General features: G+C 74.6%; 8 protein-coding genes. 5 read left to right on the top strand and 3 right to left on the bottom strand.

Translation table 11 applies throughout. From position 1 onward, the window contains the following. Positions 1-70: 70 nt before the first annotated feature. From FZ988_RS02645 to FZ988_RS02635, 3 genes are all read left to right on the top strand, one after another. On the top strand, positions 71-6,280 hold the full coding sequence (locus FZ988_RS02645; RefSeq protein WP_149202421.1) for an Ig-like domain-containing protein: 6,210 nt from the start codon (positions 71-73) through the stop codon (positions 6,278-6,280). Positions 6,281-6,282: 2 nt separating this feature from the next. After that, on the top strand, positions 6,283-9,921 hold the full coding sequence (locus tag FZ988_RS02640; protein WP_149202420.1) for a family 43 glycosylhydrolase: 3,639 nt from the start codon (positions 6,283-6,285) through the stop codon (positions 9,919-9,921). 257 nt (positions 9,922-10,178) lie between these two features. Then, complete coding sequence (locus tag FZ988_RS02635; protein ID WP_149202419.1) at positions 10,179-10,649, top strand: Dps family protein; 471 nt, start codon at positions 10,179-10,181, stop codon at positions 10,647-10,649. Between the two features lie 42 nt (positions 10,650-10,691). Here FZ988_RS02635 and FZ988_RS02630 read toward each other — a convergent pair whose 3' ends face one another. Beyond that, complete coding sequence (locus FZ988_RS02630; RefSeq protein WP_149202418.1) at positions 10,692-11,084, bottom strand: hypothetical protein; 393 nt, start codon at positions 11,082-11,084, stop codon at positions 10,692-10,694. Positions 11,085-11,520: 436 nt separating this feature from the next. Here FZ988_RS02630 and FZ988_RS02625 point away from each other — a divergent pair, with 436 nt between their 5' ends. Then, positions 11,521-12,678 carry a PQQ-dependent sugar dehydrogenase gene (locus FZ988_RS02625; RefSeq protein ID WP_246169118.1) on the top strand — a complete coding sequence of 386 codons (1,158 nt, stop codon included), beginning with the start codon at positions 11,521-11,523 and terminating at the stop codon, positions 12,676-12,678. A gap of 26 nt (positions 12,679-12,704) precedes the next feature. Here the strand turns inward: FZ988_RS02625 and FZ988_RS02620 are convergent, their stop codons facing one another. Beyond that, positions 12,705-13,592 (bottom strand): alpha/beta fold hydrolase, encoded by an 888-nt coding sequence (locus FZ988_RS02620; protein ID WP_149202417.1) that lies wholly within the window; start codon positions 13,590-13,592, stop codon positions 12,705-12,707. A gap of 308 nt (positions 13,593-13,900) precedes the next feature. Here FZ988_RS02620 and FZ988_RS18875 point away from each other — a divergent pair, with 308 nt between their 5' ends. Beyond that, the gene (locus tag FZ988_RS18875; protein WP_246169116.1) at positions 13,901-16,054 is read left to right on the top strand and encodes an AfsR/SARP family transcriptional regulator; all 2,154 of its coding nucleotides are present in this window, start codon (positions 13,901-13,903) and stop codon (positions 16,052-16,054) included. Positions 16,055-16,367: 313 nt separating this feature from the next. On the opposite strand, the gene FZ988_RS02610 is transcribed toward FZ988_RS18875, so the two are convergent. Beyond that, the gene (locus FZ988_RS02610) at positions 16,368-16,748 is read right to left on the bottom strand and encodes a hypothetical protein (protein WP_149202415.1); all 381 of its coding nucleotides are present in this window, start codon (positions 16,746-16,748) and stop codon (positions 16,368-16,370) included. Positions 16,749-17,242: the final 494 nt, after the last annotated feature.

The raw sequence follows: 17,242 nt of genomic DNA, 5'->3' as shown, positions 1-17,242 counted from the left end.
ATTCTCACCGTAGAGAGGCTCCGCTGACGTGGCTCACCTGGGCGTGTTTCCTGCGCGGTTTCGGCGGATCTTGATCCCCACCGCGGCACTTTCCCTCCTCGCGGCGGGCATGGTCACGCCGCTCGCGGCCCATGCCGTCCCCGGGGCCGAGGTGCCGCAGAGCACGCTCGGGTACCCGGAGTTCCACGGCTCCGACACCCCGGTCCCGGAGGTCGCCGCGCCGTACAGCCCGGCGTCGTCGTACCTCGCGACCGTCTTCGAGGAGGACCTGGCGGCAGGTGCGGGCTCGGCGCCCGGCCAGGACTTCTGGGTCGACCGGATGCTCGCGCGCAGCGGGCCCATGTTCGACGCGACGGAGAACCTGGTCGCCTTCACGCGCGGCCGCGCGGTGTTCATGAAGACCCACCAGCCCACCCAGCTCGGCTGGGCCGGCGACGTCGCCTACTGGGAGTCCCTCGGCGGCGGCGGTGCCTTCACGTACTCCGTCTCGGTCGACGGCGCGCCGGTCACGCTCACCGAGCAGGCCTCGCAGCGCCGCCAGACGCCCAGCTACTTCACGAGCGTCTTCACGGGCGCCGGCCTCACGCTCACGCAGACCAAGTTCATCACCCACGAGAACGTCATGGTCGCGAACGTCCAGGTCACCGACACCTCCGGGGCCGGCCGGACCGTCCGTCTCACGGCGACGTCACCCCAGGTCCAGCAGGCCGAGGGCGACGAGCTCACGGGCGCCGTCCAGGCCTTCAACGCGCTGACCACGGTCTTCCCCCGCCTGTCCGGCGACGGGTTCACGGCGCAGGGCACCACGCTCGTCACCGACCTGGCCGTCCCGGCGTCGGGCAGCGCCACCACCAAGCTCCAGCTCGGCATGACCACGCGTGAGCTCCCCGGCTCCGAGGCCGAGTACGCCGCGGTGCGCACCGCGAGCCCGGCCGAGGCGTTCACCACGCACGTCACCACGTACAACCGGTGGTGGGTCGAGAACATCCCGTACCTGGACACCCCGGTGGATGACATCGACAAGACGCTCTTCTACCGCTGGTGGCTCATGCGGTTCAACTTCCTCGACGCCGACATCCCGGGCAACGACTTCCAGTTCCCGACCTCGGTCGAGGGGGCGCTCGGGTACAACAACGCGATCGTGCTCACCGTGGGGATGTTCCTCGACGACCTGAAGTACGTGCGCGACCCCGCGTACGCGTACGGCACCGCGATCTCCGTCGGCGAGACGTCCGAGAGCGGCAAGTTCACCGACAACCCGGGCGACCCCGCGAACTGGTCGAACTCCTACACGCAGTACATCACCGAGGCCGCGTGGCGGGCGTACGAGCTGCACGGCGGCCCCGGCGCGATCGGTGGCCTCCTCGGCCAGCACGCCATGGACGACGTCGAGGGCCTGCTCGACGCGTACGACTCCAACGGCAACGACCTCATCGAGTACAGCTGGGGCGCGATGACCGGGAACGACGCCGACGCCGTCTCCTTCCACTGGCCAGGCCACGGCGCGAACATGGACCGCACCGAGAGCGCGTACCTGTACTCGAACTCGCTGGCCGCCGCGGAGTTCTTCCGCGTCGCGGGAGAGGACGAGAAGGCCGCGCACATGGACGCCCTCGCGCAGCGCATCAAGACGGCCGTGCTCGAGAACCTGTGGGAGCCCGCGCAGGCGACGCCCGACCAGGTGGGCCTGTACGGGAACCTGCTCAAGCACCGCATGACACAGGACGGCACGCTCAACCCGTACAAGGAGACCAACAACTACTACCCGTTCACCGTGGGCCTCATGCCCAAGCAGGGTGACCCGGACTACGACCCGGCCTACGTCGAGGCGCTGCGCCTCTTCGCGGACGCCGAGCAGTACCCCGTGTTCCCCTTCTACACGGCCAACCAGGTCGACAAGGCGGACTCCCCGGAGGAGGGCTCCAACAACTTCTCCGTCATCAACTCCACCGTGCTGTTCCGGATGCTCTCGAGCGTGCTGCGCGACTACCCGTCGGACTACGTGACGCCCGAGACGTACAAGCAGCTCCTCTACTGGAACGCATGGGCCCACTACCAGGGCGACGGCGACAACCGCCTGCCCAACCAGAACGAGTTCTGGTCCAACGGCTCGGCGCAGGACGGCGGCTCGATCGGCTACCGCTCCTGGATCCACCACACGATCCTCGGCGCGACGAACTTCACGATGATCGAGGACGCGATGGGTCTGCGCAGCCGCGCGGACGCGAAGGTCGAGCTCGACCCCGTCGACATCGACTGGCCGTACTTCACGGCCAACAACATCCGCTACCACGACCGCGACCTCACCGTCGTGTGGGACGAGACGGGCGAGCACTACGGCGCCGACGTCCCGGCCGGGTACTCCGTGTACCTCGACGGCGCGCTCGCGTTCACCGTCTCCGACCTCGCGCACGTCGTGTACGACCCGGCGACGGGCACGGTCGAGGTCGTCGAGGGCGACGCCGAGGTCGTCACCGCCACGACGGCTCCGCTCGCGTCGGCCGCGGAGGTCACGTTCGCCGCGGACGACCGCGTCGTCGACGTGCTCGCCAAGGCCGGCACCGACGTGGCACCCGCCTCGACGGGATCCGTGAACCTCGCCGAGGGGCGACCGGTCACGGCGACCTACTCGAGCAGCGGCCGCGCACCCGAGGGCGCCGTCGACGGCACCACCGTCAACGAGCCGTTCTGGGGCACCCTGTCCTCGCCGAACGCGACGGACTCCATCGAGGTCGAGCTCGACGGCATGCAGGCGGTCGACGACGTGCGCGTCTACTTCTACCGCTCGTCGTCCACGGCGACCGTCCAGGGCTACGCCGCACCCGAGCTGTTCACGCTCGAGTACCACGACGGCGACGGCTGGCACACGGCACCCGACCAGGCGCGCACCCCCGTCTACCCGACGGCGAACTACAACCGCGTCCAGCTCCCCGAGGTGCGGGCCGACCGGCTGCGCGTCACCGTGACGCACGCCTCCGGGTTCCGCACGGGCGTCAAGGAGATCCAGGCGTTCGCCACGGGCGTCCCCGCACCCGCGGCGACCAACGCCGCACCCGACGTGTCGGTCGTCCGGGACCTGGCGTTCGACCAGCCCGGCCAGGTGCGGCTCGTCGGCACGGTTCGTGACGACGCCTTGCCCGCCGGCACGCTCGCGTCCCGCTGGGCCGTCGTCTCGACGCCCGAGGGCGCGGACGCGGTGATCGGGAGCCCCGGCTCCGCGACCACCGTGGTGCGCGTCGACACGTCGGGCCGGTACCTGCTGCGCCTGACGGCCGACGACGGCGAGCTGAGCACATCGCGTGACGTCGTCCTCGACGTCGAGGTCAGCGGCACCGCCAAGACGAACGTCGCACCGGGCGCCTCCGCGACCGCGTCCGCCGTGACGAGCTGGAACCGCGTCGCCGCGATCAACGACGGCAACGCCGCGTTCCCCATCGCCGCCGAGAGCGACGCCTGGGCCACGTGGGGCACCACCCCCGGCGCGGGCGGCACGTGGACCGCAACCCTCACGTGGGGCGCTCCCGTGCGGGTCGACGAGTCACGGATCCTCTTCCACGACAACGGCGACCCGGGCGGCATCCTCACGCCCTCGTCGTGGTCCCTCGAGTACCGCACCGCGGAAGGCACCTGGCAGCCGGTCCCGTCGCCGAGCGAGTACCCGACGGCCAGGGGTGAGCTCAACGCCGTGACGCACGCCTCGGTCACGACGACGGCGCTGCGCGCGACGCTCGTCCGGCAGGGCGCGTCCTACCCGGGCATCGTCGAGTGGCAGGCGCTCGCCGAGGAGCCGGTCGCGATCGAGAAGGTCGCGGTCCGCACCCTCGTGGGCGTGGCCCCGGTGCTGCCGGGGACCGTCGAGGTGCTCTACGCCGACGGCAGTCGCGCCGAGCGCGCGGTGACCTGGCAGGACGTCCCCGCGGAGGCCTACGCCGAGCAGGGCAGCGTCACCGTCCCCGGCTTCGTCGAGGGCACCGCCGGCCTGGCCCGCGCCACGGTCTGGGTGCGCCCGACAGACGCCGTCCAGGTCAACACGTTCACGCAGGTCGCGGTGAGCACCGTGGCCGGCACTGCACCCTCCCTGCCCGCCCGCGTGGTCGCCGTGTACAACGACGGCTCCGAGGCGTCGCTGCCCGTCACGTGGGACGCGGTGGACCCCGCCGGGTACGCCGAGCCCGGTGAGCTCACGGTGCAGGGCACGGTCGCGGGGACCGACAAGCGGCCGACGGCCGTCGTCACGGTCACCGAGGGGGCCGCGCAGGCGCCCGTCGTCGCGTTGTCCACCGAGCCCGCCGTCCCGGCGAGCGGCTGGTTCACCGGACCCGTCGCGGTCACGGTGAGCGCCACTGACGACTCCGACCCGGCCCCCGCGGTCGAGGTACGCGTGGACGATGGCGCGTGGACGCCCTACGACGGACCGGTCACGGTCGCGTCCGACGGCAGGCACGCGGTCCGCGCCCGGGCGACCGACTCCGGCGGCCTGGTGTCCGCCGTCCAGACCCTCGCGGTCGACGTCGACACGACGGCCCCCGCCGTCCAGGCCGCGTTCGACGAGGGCACGCGCAGGCTCACGCTGACCACCACGGAGACCGGCTCAGGCGTCGCCTCGGTCGAGTACCGCGTCGACGGCGGCAGCTGGACCACGTACGGCTCGGGCGCGACGATCGCCCAGCAGGCGGTGGTCGAGCACCGCGCGACGGACCGTGCAGGGAACGTCAGCCAGATCGGGTCCCTCGACGTCCCGGCACCCGACCCCGACGCACCCGTGAACGTGGCGCCCAACGCCGCCGTCACCGTGTCGGCGTCGACGTCCTGGAACCGCGCCGCGGGCATCGTCGACGGCAACGCGACGGTCCCCGTGACCTCCCAGGCCGCCGCATGGGGCACCTGGAACATCGCCGGCGACACCCAGTGGGCGCGGCTCGACTGGCCCGAGCCGGTCACCACGAGCACGAGCCGGCTGCTGTTCTTCGACGACGGCGGCGGGATGCGCGTGCCGTCCGCGTGGACGCTCGAGTACCTGCTCGAGGACGGTGTCACGTGGGCGACCGTGCCGGAGCCCTCGGGCTTCACCACGACCGCCGGTGCCTTCGACACCGTGACGCACGCACCGGTCACGACGACGGCGCTGCGCGCGACGCTCACCAAGCCGGCCACCGGCTGGGTCGGCATCGTCGAGTGGGAGGTCCTCAGCGCACCACGGGCACCCATGGTCCTCGAGGTCCCCGCCGAGGTCGCGGCAGGTCAGTCGTTCACCGCGACGCTCACGGGCGGCGAGCCCGGCGCGTCGTACGCCGTGACCCTCGAGCCCGGTGGCACCGGGCTCGGGACGCTCACGACCGACGCGACCGGCGCCGGTGCGCTCACCACCGCGGCGCTGCCCGCAGGCCTGGACGCGGGCGCCTACACGGTGCGCGCCGTCGCAGGCGAGTCCGTCGTCGAGGCGGGCCTGACCGTGACGGCCGGCCCGGAGGACCTCGTCGTCGTGCCGGGCACCGTCGAGGTGGCTGGCGTGCCGACCGTCGGCCAGGTGCTGCTCGCGCGCGCCGAGGGCTGGGCGCCGGACGGCGTCACCCTCGCCTACCAGTGGTTCGTCGACGGACGCGCCGTCCGTGACGCGACGGGCAGCGAGTACACGCCCGTGCGGCGCGACCTCGGCAAGACCGTGACGGTCGAGGTCACCGGGTACCTCGAGGGTTACGAGGGTGCCTCGGCGACGTCCGAGCCCACGGCGGCCGTCGCGCTGCCGGCGGTCCAGGCGGGGACGGTCGCCGTCAGCGGCGACGCCCGGGTCGGGTCCCGGCAGCACGCCACGGCCGCGGGCTGGGCCCAGGACGTGCGGCTGAGCTACCGGTGGACGGTCGACGGCGAGGAGGTGCGCGGCGGGCGCGGCGCGACCTACACGCCGCGACCGTCGGACGTCGGCAAGGCGCTCGCGGTGCAGGTGCGCGGTGAGGCCTCCGGGCACACCGCGTCGTCCTGGGTCGCGTCGCCGCCGGTCACCGTCCAGCCCGGGCAGATCGACGCGGACGACGTGCGGATCCTGGGCCGGGCGCAACCACGCTGGCCCCTGCTCGCGTGGACCGACCCCTGGGGTCCCTTCCCGGTGAGCCTGACGTACCAGTGGTACGCCGACGGCGAGCCGATCGACGGCGCGACGTCGCCGTTCTACCAGGTGCGCACCGCCGACCGCGGCGCCGAGCTGACCGTCCAGGTCACCGGCACCCGTGACGGCTACGCACCTGCCACCCGCACCTCCGACGCCGTGAAGGTGGGACGTTGATCATGAGTGCTCGTACGAGGACACGTCTCGGGACCCGCACCGCCGCCGGCGCGCTCGCGGGGGCGATCGTCGCGACCCTGCTCGTCGCCCTCCCGGCGTCGGCCGAGACGGCGCCGACCCGCACCGTCACGACCGAGGGCAACCCGATCGTCGGGGACGGCAGCTACTACTCCGCCGACGCCGCGCCGCTCGTCGTCGGCGACACCCTGTACGTCTACACGGGGCACGACGAGGCCGAGCCGCAGCAGGCCGGGTTCGAGATGCACGACTACGGCGTGCTCACGACGACCGACGTCGCCTCGGGCGAGTGGCAGCACTACGAGCGCAACCTCGTCCCGGACGAGGTGTTCACGTGGGCGACCGGCGACAACGCGTACGCCGGCCACGTGACGACAGGCGCCGACGGACGGTTCTACTGGTACGCGCCCGTGCAGTGGGAGCGCACGGACGTGCCCAACCGGATGGCGATCGGCGTGGCCGTGGCGGACAGCCCCGTCGGCCCCTGGCAGGACGCGATCGGGGAGCCGCTGCTGACCTGGACCGACGTGTTCGGCACGAGCACCTCGGGCCAGGAGGTCATCGACCCGCACGTCTTCACCGACGTCGACGGCACCGTGTACCTGTACTGGGGCTCGTGGGGCGTGGCGCGCGTCGTCGAGCTCGAGCCGACCATGACGGCGCTGCGCGGCGACATCACGACGCTGAGCGGCCTCGACGACTTCTACGAGGCGCCGTGGGTCTTCGAGCGTGAAGGCACCTACTACCTCGCGTACGACTGGAAGCGCGGCGGCAGCGACTGCACGCCGTCCAACTACCAGGCGTGCGTCGCGTACGCGACCGCCGACAACCCGAAGGGGCCGTGGCAGTACCAGGGCATCATCCTCGGCGGGACGTCAGCGACGACCATGCACCCCTCGCTCGTCGAGCTCGACGGCGCCTGGTACCTGACGTACCACACGAAGGACGCCGTCGGCGGCGGCCACTTCCGCCGGTCGGTCGCGATCGACCGGGTCGAGTGGGACGGCGACCGCATCCTGCCCGTCCGGCAGACGCGCGCCGACGACCCCGCGTACCGGCTCACCGAGAACCTCGCGGTCGACGCCGAGGTGTCGGCGTCGTTCACCGAGACACCGCCCATGCGCGTGGGAGCCCTCAACGACGGCCGTGCGCTGACCGCGCTGCTGCCGCCCGACCAGTGGGGCAACTACCGCGGGACCGCGAGCACCGTGGCGTCCGACTGGCTGATGTACGCGTGGGACGTGCCCGTGCGCACCGACGGCGTCGGCATCCAGTTCCACCGCGACGCGAACTGGATCCGCCCGCCCGCGTCGTGGCAGGTCGAGTACCGCGACGCGGCCGGTGAGTGGCAGCCCGTCGAGGCGGCGACCTACCCCACGGGGACGGACGCGTGGCACGACGTCGCGTTCGAGCCGGTCACGACCACGGCCCTGCGGCTCACCGTGAACGGTGAGGAGGCCGGGCAGTACGTGCACTCGGTGTCCGTCTCCGAGTGGGAGGTCCACGGCGTCCAGGCCGACGAGCTCGCCGGGGTCGCGCTCGCGACACCCGTCGGGCAGCTCCCCGACCTGCCGCCCGCCGTGCGCCTGCCCTTCGGCGGGACGACGCAGTGGGTGCCCGTGACCTGGCGTGACGTCGCGGCCGAGGACGTCGCCACCGCCGGGACGATCACCGTCGAGGGGCGTGCCGCCGGCCAGGCAGGCGGGTACGTGACCGCGACGGTCGAGGTCGGCGGCACCGTCGACCCGGGCGGCGAGGACACGACCGCACCCGTGGTCACCGCGTCGGCGTCGGGCACCACCGGCACGGACGGCTGGTTCTCCTCACCCGTGACCGTACGCGTCGCGGCCGACGACGAGACCGACTACCTCACGACCGTCGAGACGCGCGTCGGCGACGGCGCCTGGACCGCAACCGAGGCCGTGCGGCACGTGGACGTCGCGGTCACCGGCGAGGGCGAGACGACAGTGACCGGCCGGGCGACCGACTCCGCGGGCAACACGTCCGACGAGGTGGCGCGCACCGTGAAGGTCGACACCACGGCCCCCGAGGTCGCAGGGGCTCTCGACGCGGCGACGCGCGGCGTCACGGTGTCGGCGTCGGACGCCCTGTCCGGGCTCGCCGCCGTCGAGCACCGGTTCGACGGCGTCGGCGCCTGGGTGCCGGCCGAGCCCGGCGACGTGGTCGAGGCGCCCGACGCGCTGCCCCACGAGCTCGCGATCCGGGCCCGTGACCTGGCCGGCAACGTCGCCACGGCGACCATCCAGGTCCCGCTCGCCGACGGTGCACAGCTCACGGGCAACGTGGCGCCGTACGCGACGCCGACGGCCTCGTTCACGTCCGGATGGGAGACCGTCGCGGGCCTCAACGACGGCACCAACGGCGTCCTCGAGGACGACGCGTCCAAGTACGGCGCGAGCTGGGGCACGTGGGACCGGGTCGGTGAGCAGTGGGCGCGCCTCACCTGGGACTTCGACGTGACCGTGGACCAGGTGGGCGTCTGGTGGTACCAGAACGTCGAGGACACGGCGAACGAGGGCCTCATCGCGCCGCGCAGCTGGGTGCTCCAGCACCTGGACGCGGACGGGGAGACGTGGCACGACGTCACGCTGACCGAGGGCAGCACGTACGGCCGCACGAGCGACGGGTTCGCCCCCGTCTCGTTCGAGCCCGTCACGACGAGGGCGCTGCGCGTCGTCGCGCAGTCCTGGGGCGAGCAGGCCGGGCAGGGCTCGGTCGGCATCCGCGAGTGGCAGGTCATGGCCGCAGGCGGGGCCGACGACGCCGTCACACCCGCCGCGCCTGTGTTCGAGCCCGCGCTGACCTGCACTGACGGCGAGCCCGACCCGGCGCGCGTCATCGTGCCGACCACTCTGGGCGTCGTCTACCGGATCGACGGCGGGGTCGTCAGCGGGACCGTCGAGGTCGCGGCGGACGCGACCGTCACGGTCACGGCCGAGGCAGCGGATGGGTACGTGCTCGACGACGCCGCGACCATCGAGTGGGCGACGACGTTCACGCCGCCGCAGTGCCCCGCCGTGGACGTGCCCGTCACCCCGACCGCGCCGGTGCTCACCGCGCCCACGTGCGTCGCCGGCGAGCCCGGCCCGGCCTTGGTGGCCGTGCCCGGCGTCGAGGGCGTGACGTGGACGGTCGACGGCGAGGCCGTCCAGGGCACCGTCGAGATCGCGCTCGGCGCGACGGTCACGCTCCTCGCGACCCCGGCCGACGGGTTCACGTTCGCCGACGGGCCGCAGGCCGTGTCCTGGGCGTTCCGCGCCGACCCCACCGACTGCACGCCGGCGACCACCGTCGTGCCCGGTGAGGTCACCGTCGCCGGCTCCGCGAAGGTCGGGCGCACCCTGCGTGCCGTGACCGACGGCTGGGCGCCGCAGGACGTGCGGTACGCGTACGCCTGGTACGCCGACGGCGTGCCGCTCGCCGGTGCCGACGGGCGCGAGCTCGAGCTGACCGACGCTCACGAGGGGGCGCGGATCACCGTCCGGGTCACGGGGTACGGCCCCGGCCTCGTCGCCGCGGCGGCGACCTCCGAGCCGACCGACGAGGTGCGGCCCAAGAAGAGCTGGTCGTGGTGGGACCACGTGGGGTCGTGGTTCGACTGAAGGGACGGCCGGCCTGACGGCGGCGCCCGGTCCGCTCCTCCGGACCGGGCGCCGCCGCGTCCGGGCAGCGCCGTGGACGGTGAGGCCGGGCCGCGTGCCGGACGGGTGGCGTGGGTCGGTCGTGCGGCGTGGGTCGGCCAGGCGGCGCGGGTCGGCCAGGCGGGTCGGCGGAGCACTGCCTCGCCTGCGCGAGGATGGCTAGGGTCGGCGTGGGACCTGCCGCCACGTGGCGGGACCGGAGACCGGGAGGATCCACCATGATCACAGGCACCACGAGCCCGCTCGACGAGGCCGCCAAGGCCGCCACGGGCGCGGCCCTCAACCGCGTGCTCGCGGACCTCGTCGACCTGAGCCTCGTCGCGAAGCAGGCGCACTGGAACCTCGTCGGTCGCGGGTTCCGCAGCCTGCACCTGCAGCTCGACGAGGTCGTCGACGCCGTCCGGCTCTTCGCCGACGACGTCGCCGAGCGCGCCGTGACCATCGGCGTCGTCCCGGACGGGCGTGCCGCGACGGTCGCCCGCGACTCGGCACTGCCCGAGCACCCGGCGGGTCTCGTCAAGGACGTCGACACCGTGCCGTACTTCGTCGAGGCGCTGCTCGCGGCGATCGGGCGGCTCCGCGACGCGGTCGCGGAGACCGCGGACACCGACGTCATCAGCCAGGACCTCCTCATCGGCATCACCGCAGCCCTCGAGAAGCACCTCTGGATGTTCCAGGCCGAGCGCTGACGGCCCTGGCCCCGCGTCTGCCTCCTCGCGCAGGCCATCGCCTCAGGGCCTGGCGCGGACCTCGAACGCGGGGGCGCTGAGCGCGCCGGGCCGCACGCGCCTCGATCGCCAGGCGAGGATCTGGCCGTGCGCCAGGGCGCGGGCGGAGCCTGCGACGACGCCGCCGGCGACGAACCAGATCAGGGCTGCTGCGCCGAGCAGCACCACGACCAGGAGGAACCCGGCGACCGCACCGACGCCCGCGAACACGAGCGACGCCGTCGTCCGCGACACCTGCGGCGGCAGCGCCACGCAGATGCCCACGCCGAGCGGGTACCCGACGACGACGAGTGCCGCCATGTGCACCGCCCACACCAGGACGCCGACGCTCGGCTCGGCCGTGTAGGGCGTGACCCACGCGACGCCCCAGGCGAGGACGACCAGCGACGTCAGCATCCAGAGGCAGTGCAGGTTGACGATCAACGCCTCGAACGCCGCGCGTCGGACGGGGCGGTCCGGAGACGCCGACGGCCACGGCGGGCTTGCGGGGCCGTGCGGGCTTGCGGGGCCGTGCGGGCTTGCGGGGCCGTGCGGGCCTGCCGGGCGGTGCGTGACTGCCGGGCCTTCGGGCCCCGCGGGTCGTCCGGTGCCTGCGGGGCTGGGGTACGTCTCGCTCACGGTGTCCTCTCGTCCGCCCCGACCCTCCCAGGCACCGCAGTCGCGCGGGGCGCACGAGACGGGCGACACGCGGCACGCGTCGGCGCGCTCACCCGGACGGGGGACGCCTGACGCTCGGGTGCGCCGGACGCCCGTCGGCCGCGCGGTCACAGCCACCCGGGCGTACGGTCGGCAGGACCACGTCAAGCCCGACCAGCACGGGACGGAGCGCCGTGTGAGCAGCCGCGTCGCCAGGGGCGCAGGACGAGCGGGCAGGGCCCCGGCCGTCGCAGCGCTGCTCGTCCTCACGCTCGCCGCCTGCGCCGACGCCGGCCCTCCGACGGCCCCCTCCGCCTCGGCGCAGACCACCGGCTCGGGCGCGACGGGGCCCGACGAGCCGGCTCCCGCGACGAGCGCACCTCCCGCCCGGCTGCCCGTGGGGGAGCCGGTGGACGTCACCACGGGCCTCACCACGCCCTGGTCGGTCGCGTTCCTCGATGGCACGCCGCTCGTCAGCGAGCGCGACACGGGACGCGTCCTCGAGGTCCTCGACGACGGGACGGTGCGCGAGGTGGGCGTGGTCGACGGCGTCGTCGCGCGGGGCGAGGGCGGTCTGCTCGGCCTGGCCGTCGACGAGCGGGGCCGGCTGTTCTCCTACTCCACGGGCGCCGACGGCAACCGGATCCTGCGGCACGACCTCACAGGATCCGCGGGGGCGCTGGCGCTCGGCGCCGCGGAGGTGGTCGTCGAGGGGCTGCCGTCCGCCGGGAACCACAACGGTGGCCGGATCGCGTTCGGCCCCGACGGCATGCTCTACGCGGGCACGGGCGACGCGGGGGTCCCCGGCGACGCCCAGGACGTCGGGTCGCTCGCCGGGAAGATCCTGCGCATGACGCCGGACGGCGAGGTCCCCGCCGACAACCCCGTGGCCGGGTCGCTCGTCTTCAGCTGGGGCCACCGCAACGTCCAGGGCCTGGCCTGGGCGGACGACGGGACGATGCTCGCGAGCGAGCTCGGGCAGGACACCTGGGACGAGCTCAACGTCGTCGTCGCGGGCGGCAACTACGGGTGGCCCGTCGTCGAGGGGATGGCGGGCGACGCGCGCTTCGTCGACCCCGTCCAGCAGTGGCCGCCCTCCTCGGCGAGCCCGAGCGGCATCGCCGTCGTCGGCGGCACCGTCTACGTCGCCAACCTGCGCGGCCAGGTGCTGCGTGCCGTGCCGACGGTCGACCTCGGCACCGCGACGGACCTGTACGCGGGCCGCTACGGACGCCTGCGGGACGTGACCCTCGCACCCGACGGGACGCTCTGGTTCGTCACCCAGAACACTGACGGGCGTGCCGCCCCGAAGGCCGGCGACGACCGCGTGCTGCGGGTGCCGCTCGAGCCCTGACGCCTCCGGGGCGGCCGCGCGGCGGGTCAGCGTCGCAGCAGGTCGCGGATCGCGGACGTGATCTCCGCCGGGGCCTCCTCGGCCATGAAGTGCCCTGCCCGCGTCGTCAGGTGCGTGAGGTCCGGTGCCCATCGTCCCCAGATCGCCGCGGCGTCGAACCCGAGTGCCGAGCCCCAGTCCTGCTGGACCACGGTCACGGGCATCTGGAGGCGTCGGCCCGCGTCGAGGTCCGCCTGGTCGTGCACCACGTCGATGCCCGCGGACGCGCGGTAGTCGGCCACGATCGACGGGACGGCGGCGGCGCTGGCCCGCAGGTAGGCGTCCCGGTGATCGGCCGGGATGGCGTCCGGTGACGCGGTCCACGCGTCGAGGAAGTGGCCGAAGAACGCGTCCGCGCTGCTCGCGATCATCGCCTCCGGCAGGCCCGGGGGCTGTGCCATGAGGTACAGGTGGAAGCCGACCGCCGCGGACGTCCCGTGCATCACGTCCCACATGTCCAGGGTCGGCAGCACGTCCAGGCTCGCGAGGTGCGTCACGGTCCCGGGGTGGTCCATCGCCGTCCGGAACGCGACCAGTGCGCCCCGGTCGTGCCCGACGAGCGCGAACGTCTCGTGACCGAGCGCGGCGGCGAGTGCGACGACGTCGTCGCCCATCGTGCGCTTGGAGTACACGTCGTCCGTCGTCGCCGCGGGCTTGTCGCTGTCGCCGTACCCGCGCAGGTCCGGGCACACGACGGTGTGGTCGGTGCTCAGGGCGGCCGCGACGTGACGCCACATCAGGTGGGTCTGGGGGAAGCCGTGGAGCAGCACGACGGCGGGGCCAGAGCCGCCGACTGCGACGTTGAGCCGGACGTCGTCGGCCACCTGCACCATGCGGTGGTCGAAGCCGGGGATCGTGGGGGTCGAGCGGGTCATCGGGAGGTCCTCCTGTGTGCGGGGTGGTCCGACCAGGCTCGCAGCGGTCGATCAGCATCCGGTCAGTGCCCGCGCTGCCCGCGCTGCCCGCGCTGCCCGCACTGCCCGCGCTGCCCGGGCCGCCCGCGCTGCCCGGGTGCCGGGGTGCCCGGGGTACCCCGGCCGCCCGGCTGCCCTGGACGTCGGACGTCCGCGGAGGCCCGGCCCGTCCGAGCGCACCCGCGCCGGGTGCCGGAGCCAGGCGCCGACCCGCGCCGTAGGCTGGCGCGACACTCTCGGGAGGGGACGGCCGGACGGTGCAGCTCGGTGTGCTTGGCCCCGTCGCGGCGTGGGACACCACCGGTGCGGCGGTCCCGCTGCGTGGCCCCCGCCACCGGGCGGTGCTGGCGCGGCTCGTCGTCGCACGCGGCCGGACCGTCCCCGTCGCGGCGCTCGTCGACGACCTGTGGGACGAGCCGCCGCCTGGCGCCGTCGGTGCCCTCCGCACCTTCGTGGGCGACCTGCGACGAGCCCTCGAGCCCGACCGGGCGCCGCGGCAACCGCCACGGCTGCTCGTGACCGACGGCGCCGGGTACGCCCTGCGGGTCACCCCTGAGGCGGTCGACGCCCTGCGGTTCGAGCGCGCGGTGCTCGACAGCCCCGCCCACGCACCGGCGGCACGCCTCACGGCGCTCGACGACGCGCTCGCGCTGTGGCGCGGCCCGGCGTACGCCGAGCTCGGCGAGCACCCGTGGGCGGAGTCCGAGCGGGCGCGGCTGAGCGACCTGCGCCTGCACGCCGTCGAGCTGCGCGCCGGCGCCCTCCTCGTGCTCGGGCGTGCGCCGCAGGTCGCTGCGGAGGTCGCAGGCCACGTCGCCGCGCACCCGTGGCGTGAGGAGGGGTGGCGGCTGCTCGCGCTCGCGCTCTACCGGTCGGGCCGCCAGGGTGAGGCGCTCGACGTGCTCCGGCGTGCTCGGACGCTGCTGCGCGACGAGCTCGGCCTGGACCCCGGCCGGGCACTCACGGCGCTCGAGACGGACATCCTGCGCCAGGCTCCGTCCCTGGACGTCGTCGCAGCGGCGGGCGCGCCGGGTGCCGGGCAGGGCTCGGGTGCCGGGGAGGGCTCGGGACCGGACGAGGCGCCGGGTGCCCGGGAGGGCTCGGGACCGCGCGAGGCGCCGGGTGCGGTGCAGGGCCCGGGACCGGACGAGGCACCGGGTGCTGGGCGGGGCCCGGGGCGCGGACCGGAGGCAGGGGACGACCCTGCCGGACGCGTGTGGGCGCAGGTCACCGCCCGGTACGACCAGGCCGTCGGCCCCGGCTCCTGGCTGCGGCTGCGCTCGTCCGTCGACCTGCTGCGCACACTGGCCGTCACCGGGGGTGGCGGGCTCGAGACCGCGCGCGACCAACGGCTCGCCGCGGTCCTGGCGGCGGGTGAGCTCGCCGACCCGGAGCTCGCGGCGCGCGTCATCGGCGGCTACGACGTGCCCGCGATCTGGACGCGGTCGGACGACCCCGAGCAGGCGGCGCTCGTCGTCGCTGCCGCGCGACGCGCGCTCCATCGGCTGCCCGACGACGCGGGCGACCGTGTGCGCGCCCGCCTGCTGGCGACGGTCGCCGTCGAGTCGCGGGGGACGGCCGACCCCGACGCCATGGCCGCAGCGCGGGAGGCCGAGCGGCTCGCGCGACACCTCGACGACCCGGCGCTCCTCGCCTTCGCGCTCAACGGTGTGCTCATCCAGAGCTTCCACCGGGCCGGCCTCGCGGCCGAGCGGGACGTGCTCGGCGCCGAGCTGGTCGACGTCGCTGCACGCCACGAGCTCGCGACGCACGAGATCCTCGGCCACCTGGTGCGCATGCAGGCGTGCGCAGCGCTCGGGGACGTCGCCGGTGCGGACAGGCACGCGGCTGCGGCCGACGCGCTCGCCGCCCGGCACGGGTCGCCGCTCGTCGGCGTCTTCACCGCCTGGTACGGCGCGCTGCGCCTCGCGCTCCACCGGCGGCCGGTCGACGAGGTGGCCGACGCCTACCGTGCGGCGTCGGCATCCTTGGGCGGGGCCGGGATGCCGGGCCTCGACCGTGGCCTGCCGGCCCTCGCGCAGCTCGCGCTCCGCGTCGAGCGGGGCCTGCCCGCGCCGCTCGACGACCTCGACTGGGGACCGTACGAGCCCTGGGCGCGCCCCCTGGTGCTCCTGGCCCGCGGCGAGCGCGATGCCGCGGCCGGCGCGCTCCGCGGCGTGCCCGACCCGCCGCACGACCATCTCCTCGAGGCCCTGTGGTGCCTCGCCGCGCGGGCCGCGATCGACGTCGGCGGCAGCACATCGGTCCCTGTGATGCGCCGGGCGCTCGAGGCGCTCGCCCCCGCCTCGGGCGAGCTCGCAGGTGCCGGCAGCGGCCTGATGACGCTCGGCCCGGTGTCGGGGTTCTTGTCGGACCTCCGCGCCGCGCTGGCAGCGACGCCGCCCGGGCCGTCCTCGGATTGAGGACCCCGGCGCGGGCCCACGCCGCACGCCTCGCAGCCGCGTGATCAGCACTCGTCGCGGCGGCACCTGTCCCCACCGCGACCGCGTTCAGGGCGCGGCCTCACCGGCTGTGGCGCCCCCGCCCCGCCCCGCGACACTGACGTCGACACGTCGTGCTTAGGCCGACAGTCCGGCGTGTCGACCTCAGCACGGCGTGTCGACCTCGACGGAGTCCCGGGGCCGCATCCGGGCGGTCGGGCGGTCCGGGCGGTCGGGTGATCGGGCAGTCCGGTGGGTACGTGGCCGGTCGGTGGGCGGCGTGCCGGCGCGGGGCTCAGGGCACGGCGCGCAGGGTGGCGGTGCCGACGGTCACGAGCCTGAACTGGAGAGAGCGCAGCGCCGTGATCGCCTCCTCGTCGCTCAGACCCGTCACGGTCGACCACTCGACGCCGGCGCCCCACTCGTCGCTGATGAACGCCAGCTCGGTCGAGCGCAGCGCGCGACGCCAGTCGGCGGGGGTGAGCGGCTCACCCCGGTCGAGGCGGTCACGGATCTCGAGGCACCCGTTCATGAGGTCGTCGACGTCGTGGAAGCCGATGAGCTGCGCCACCTGGTCGGTCGGCCCGGCCGCACCTCCCCACTCACCCAGCCCCGCCCGGAGGACGTCCCGCTCGAGGGGCGTCAGAGTGATGTCCAGCGTGGTTCGACGGCTCATGCCGCTCATCCTGCCCGTCCTGGCGCCGCCGCGAGCGGCCCGCGGCCCACCTGTGGACAGCCGCGCGCCCGCGGAGCGCCGACGTCCCCGAAGCGCCGACGTCGGTCCCTCCTGCCGAGGTCGCCCCGTCCGCGGGCCGACCTCAGCGCCACGGCCCGACCTCGGCACCACGGGCCGACCTCGGCGCCACGGGCCGACCTCGGCGGTCGGGGTGACGCCGAGGGGGGCGGGGTGGCGGCGGGGTGGCGCCGAGGGGGGCGGGGTGTGCGCCGAGGTCGGTCCCTCCTGCCGAGGTCGCCCCGTCCGCGGGCCGACCTCGGCACCACGGGCCGACCTCGGCCGCTGCTGGGCGCCCACGCGGGGAGGTGGCGTGGGTGCGGGGCGTCGCGGGCGGCGGATACGCCGCCCGCGAACGGGCAGCGACACACCCTGGTCAGCGGGCGCCACCGGGGTGATGATGGAGCCCGCCCGGCGCACGCGTCGGGCTCGACAAC

Source organism: Actinotalea subterranea (genome assembly GCF_008364845.1).
GTDB lineage: Bacteria > Actinomycetota > Actinomycetes > Actinomycetales > Cellulomonadaceae > Actinotalea > Actinotalea subterranea.
The sequence above is the reverse complement of the archived record's forward strand: the minus strand, read 5'-3'. Positions and strand labels throughout refer to the sequence as shown.